4 protein-coding genes are annotated in these 4,316 nt (G+C 69.1%); 1 reads left to right on the top strand and 3 read right to left on the bottom strand.

What is annotated here, in order from left to right; all coding sequences use genetic code 11:
- The 3 genes from AC2VON_RS08830 to AC2VON_RS08820 form a co-directional block, all read right to left on the bottom strand.
- Positions 1-778: AMP-binding protein (locus AC2VON_RS08830; RefSeq protein WP_486952604.1), on the bottom strand; the 778-nt coding region annotated here is incomplete at its 3' end.
- A gap of 253 nt (positions 779-1,031) precedes the next feature.
- On the bottom strand, positions 1,032-1,766 hold the full coding sequence (locus tag AC2VON_RS08825; RefSeq protein WP_486952603.1) for a YwaF family protein: 735 nt from the start codon (positions 1,764-1,766) through the stop codon (positions 1,032-1,034).
- A gap of 43 nt (positions 1,767-1,809) precedes the next feature.
- Positions 1,810-3,207, bottom strand: coding sequence for a threonine/serine exporter family protein (locus AC2VON_RS08820; protein ID WP_486952602.1), 1,398 nt, complete (start codon positions 3,205-3,207; stop codon positions 1,810-1,812).
- A 160-nt stretch (positions 3,208-3,367) separates the two neighbouring features.
- Here AC2VON_RS08820 and AC2VON_RS08815 point away from each other — a divergent pair, with 160 nt between their 5' ends.
- Positions 3,368-4,234: a DMT family transporter gene (locus AC2VON_RS08815; RefSeq protein WP_486952601.1), complete on the top strand. Its 867-nt coding sequence runs from the start codon at positions 3,368-3,370 to the stop codon at positions 4,232-4,234.
- The last annotated feature ends 82 nt before the right edge of the window (positions 4,235-4,316 follow it).

The raw sequence follows: 4,316 nt of genomic DNA, 5'->3' as shown, positions 1-4,316 counted from the left end.
GCGGCGCCGGCTGCAGGAACCGGCCGGGCATCAGCAGCGACGCCCCGATCATGAATGCCGCATACGGCATCCCCCAGGACATGGCGTGGAACTGCGGCACGATGTTGAGCGCGACGTTGCCCTGCCGCAGCGCCATCCCGTCGGTCATGCACACCCCCATCGAATGCAGCCAGATGGACCGGTGCGAGTAGGCGACGCCCTTCGGGTCGCCGGTGGTGCCGGAGGTGTAGCACAGTGCGGCCGCGCAGTGCTCGTCAAGCTCGGGCCAGTCGAAGTCTTCCGGTTCGCCGGCGATGAGCTGCTCCCAGCTGTGTACGGTGATCGCCTCGGGGATCTCGGCCCCGGGCATCTGATCGCCCCGAACCACCAGGTGCTGGACGGTTGTGAACTGCCGAAGGTGCGGGGCCAGCAGCGGCAGCAGTGTGTCGTCGACCAGGATGACCTGGTCTTCGGCGTGGTTGACGATGTGCACCAGCTGGTCCGGGAACAGCCGGATGTTGAGTGTGTGCAGCACCGCGCCCATCGCGGGCAGTCCGAGGTAGGCCTCCAGGTGCTCGGCGTTGTTCCACATGAAGGTGGCGACCCGCTGGTCGCCGGTGATGCCGAGCTTTCGCAGGGCGTGCGCGAGCTGGGCACACCGCTTCCCGGTTTGCGCATAGCTCTGCCGGCGGGGGCCGTTCTCGGTCCAGGTGATGACTTCGGCGTCGCCGTGGCTGGTGCTGCCGTACTGCAGCAGTTTGGCGATCGACAGCGATCCGTCCTGCATGGTGCTCAGCATCTGGTCTCCCGCTCGGGTGCTTTTACCACCTTTTACCACGAATCTCGTGGGGGTCGCCGCCGGCGGCTGACCGGTTTCTCTTCTGTCACACCGGTCACGGCGGGAAAGGATGTGCGCATGTGCCCGCCTCTGCGCGACAACAGCGAGGCCGTGCAGATGGTGTCGGCGGGTTTACCTGGGTTGTCGCGCAGAGGCGGGCACATCGCCATATCCCGGATTTATTGATACGCATGGGAACGCCCGCACGACGAGGTCACCCACCGCTACGGAAGACGGTCCTTGGCTCGTTGCCTGTCCGCTCCCACGGCCAGGTCATCAGGGCCCACACGATGAGGAGGAGCAGGGCCGCGGTCACAACGTATACCGGCCACGGCCCCAAAACGTCCAACAGGGTTGTGGTGGCCGGCTTTCCGTTGAGGAAGCCGTAGTCGGTTCCGGCGATGCTGTTGAACGCGAAGGTCACCGCGGCCCACACCATCGTGACCAGAACCGTGAACCGGTAGCTGCGCCAGCCGGGTCGCATCCGCCGGCCCCAGGTGAGATAGATGGCGGCCCAGACGACGAGCAGGTGAATCGCCCAGAAGCCGAGGAACTGGTAGTGCGGAAAATCCGGACTCACCAGAACCGGTGAAATCAACGCCTGTGTACTCAGCACCAGGCCCCAGTAGTAGGTGAGCGCAAAGGGCCAGTGCCGCTGCGACCACAAGGCGTAGGCCGCCGCGACGGTCGCGAGATCGGTCAGACGCAGCGGTACCGACCGGCCGATCGCAGGCGGGAACAGCGAGTAGACCAGAACCGCACCGTATATCGCGGCGGTGAGCACACCGAGGATGCGACCGAAGAGGCGGGCTTGCGATTCGGTCTGCCTGCGCCCGACCCAGACCAGCAGCGCGGCGCCGAGCGCGAACACCGCGAGCACAGCCTGATGCGACGGGCCGTACACCGAGAACCCCCGTGATGTCGACAACAGCCCGCCGGTCGCTTCCACCGGGTCATTGTCAGCTGAGCAGTGGGTGCACCTGCGCACTGATTCAGGATGCCAGTGATCCCGGCGGCGGCCCGCCGCGGCGCGCCGTCCAGCGGGGGGAGGGCAGTCGGATGCCGGCGAGTTGTGGTATGCGGCGCGCGCTGGCCGCGCGGCGCATCGAACCGCCGCGAAGCAGATCGCGGTAACGGCCGAGTTCGCGCTGGGCGGACGGCGCCAGCAGCGGACCGAGCACCACGCCCGCGCCGAGCGCCAGCGCGATCCCGGCCGCCATCGCCAGGCTCCCCCCGGCGGCCGAACTACCGTGCACCAATTCGACAAAACCGCGGAACAGCGTCAGCCCGGGTACCAGCGGGATGATGCCCGCCATCACGATCACCAGCGGTGTGACCCGCAGCCGGGACGCGAAGACGGCCGCCCCGAGACCGATCGCGGCGGCCGCCACGAACGAGCCGGTGATGACGTCGGCCCCGGCAAGCTGCAGAGCGAAGAAGATCACCGAGCCGATCGCCCCCGCACCGCCCGCCGCTACCGCCGCCCGCGGCCGCGCGTAACTCGCGACCGCCGCGCCAACGGCCCCGACCGCGCCGGCCAGCACGCGTACCGGCACGCCGAAGATGGCCACCGGCAACTCCGGGCTCACCTGGACGTGCACATCGAACGCCGCCCCGATGTGCAGCGCGATGTCGATGCCGACCAGGATGCCCGCGGAAGAGAGCGCGATGTCCATGATCCGGGAGATGGCCGTGAGCTGGTAGCCGGTGACTGCGTCCTGAAAGGAGCCGACGATGGCCAGCCCGGACAGCAACACCACGATGTTGGCCGCCACCACCGGTGATACCGAAGTGCTTTCGGGCAGCCAGCCGGCGGCGGTGACGCCGAGGGCGACACCGGTGGCCAGCGTGGCGGCGACAACCTGCTGGAACAGGAGGGGCAGGCGCCAGCGGTTGAGGACGCGGCCGACCCGGTCGATCAGCGCGGTGGTCGCCGTCGCGAGCACCGCCACCAGCGGCCCGGCGCCGAGCAGCACGGCAAAGCCGCCGGCCATCACCGCGAGGCCGGCGGTCGACACCCAGCGCGGGTAGGGATGTTCGGCCTGCTCCAGGGTGTCCAACTGCTGCTGCACCCACTCGGGCTCCGGTGTGGTGTCGACGACGCGCTGGGCGAGGTCGGTGGCCAGCTGGACGCGGGTGTAGTCCAGCGAGCGCGACTGCACCAGATACATCGCGGTGACCGGCGCGCCGGGCACCTTCCGGGGGACCGAGACCGTGATCGAGTTCGAGGTGACCTCCACCTGGGTGTCGGGCAGACCATAGGCGGTGGTGACCGCGATGATCGTGGCGGTGACGTCGGCTGTTCCCGCCTGGCAGGCCAAAAGCAGCTCCCCGAGCCGCAACCCGACATCGAGGATCCGTCGAACCTCGGCCTCGTCCATGGCGCGCATCAGCGCGTCGTTTCCGGTCGTGATCGCGGCATCCGTCGGCCTCCTCAGTTATCGCCTCGCCGCTGGCCTCGCGTTCCAAGCTAGTGCGACGGTGGCGTCGGCGGCGGCGGACGTCCGTTGCGAGCGGCTGGACGAGCCGGCCACTGAGTATTGTCGACCCGTGCTGATCGGATTGGTGCTGGCTCTGGGCTGCTCGGTGTGTTACGGCACGGCATCGGTGCTCGAGGCTGCGGCGGCGCGATCGGTGGCAGCCGGCAACGGCTCGGGTGTCGACGCCGTGCTGCTGTTGCGCGCCGTCCGGCAGTGGCGCTATCTCGCGGGCTTTGGCCTTGACGGCCTTGGCTTTCTGCTACAAGTTGCGGCGCTGCGCTTGGTACCGATCTACGTCGTCGCCGCGGCGCTGGCCGGATCGCTCGCAGTCACCGCCATCGTGGCCGCCTGGGTGCTATCGGCGCGGCTGTCATCGGCCGAGTGGATGGCCGTGGGCGTGGTCTGCGTCGGCTTCGTGATGCTCGGGCTGGCCGCCGGACCGGAGGGCTCCCGGCCCGGCCCGGCTGGACTCCCCTGGGCACTGTTGGGCGTGGTCGGTGCAGTATTCGTCGTCGGCGCCGCTGGGGGCCAATTGGGCGGGCGTCCGCGCGCCCTCGTCTTGGGGCTCGGTGCCGGAACCGGCTTCGGTGTTGTCGAGGTCGGCGTGCGGTTGATCGACCCGATCGATCCCAGCAGAGGCGCCTTCTACACAAACCCTGCCCTATACGCAGTGACCGCAGGCGGGGCGGTGGGGTTTCTGTTACTCACATCCGCCTTACATCGCGGATCTGTGACCACTGCCGTCGCTGGGATGGTGGTCGGGGAGACGATCGCGCCTGCGTTCGTCGGGGTGGTGTGGCTCGGTGACCGCACCCGCGACGGCCTCGGCTGGATGGTTTCCGCGGGATTCGCCGTAGCCGTCGCCGGGACGCTGGCGCTGGCCCGATTCGGCGAAGCGCCGCATCCGGAATCGGCGAAAGTCTCCTCGCCGCGATAGCGTCTCAGCGTCGTGGGGCACCGGCCGCGACGGCACCGTGGCGCGCTCGCCGCGGCCGGCGCCGCGGCCGGGCAGGCGGGGC

The sequence above is a fragment of the Mycobacterium sp. TH-M82 genome, assembly GCF_057473605.1.
The sequence above is the reverse complement of the archived record's forward strand: the minus strand, read 5'-3'. Positions and strand labels throughout refer to the sequence as shown.

What these genes read in the sequence shown, in the direction of transcription:
- AC2VON_RS08820 (WP_486952602.1), bottom strand. Translation starts at nt 3,207, where the DNA reads ATGCGCGCCATGGACGAGGCCGAGGTTCGACGGATCCTCGATGTCGGG.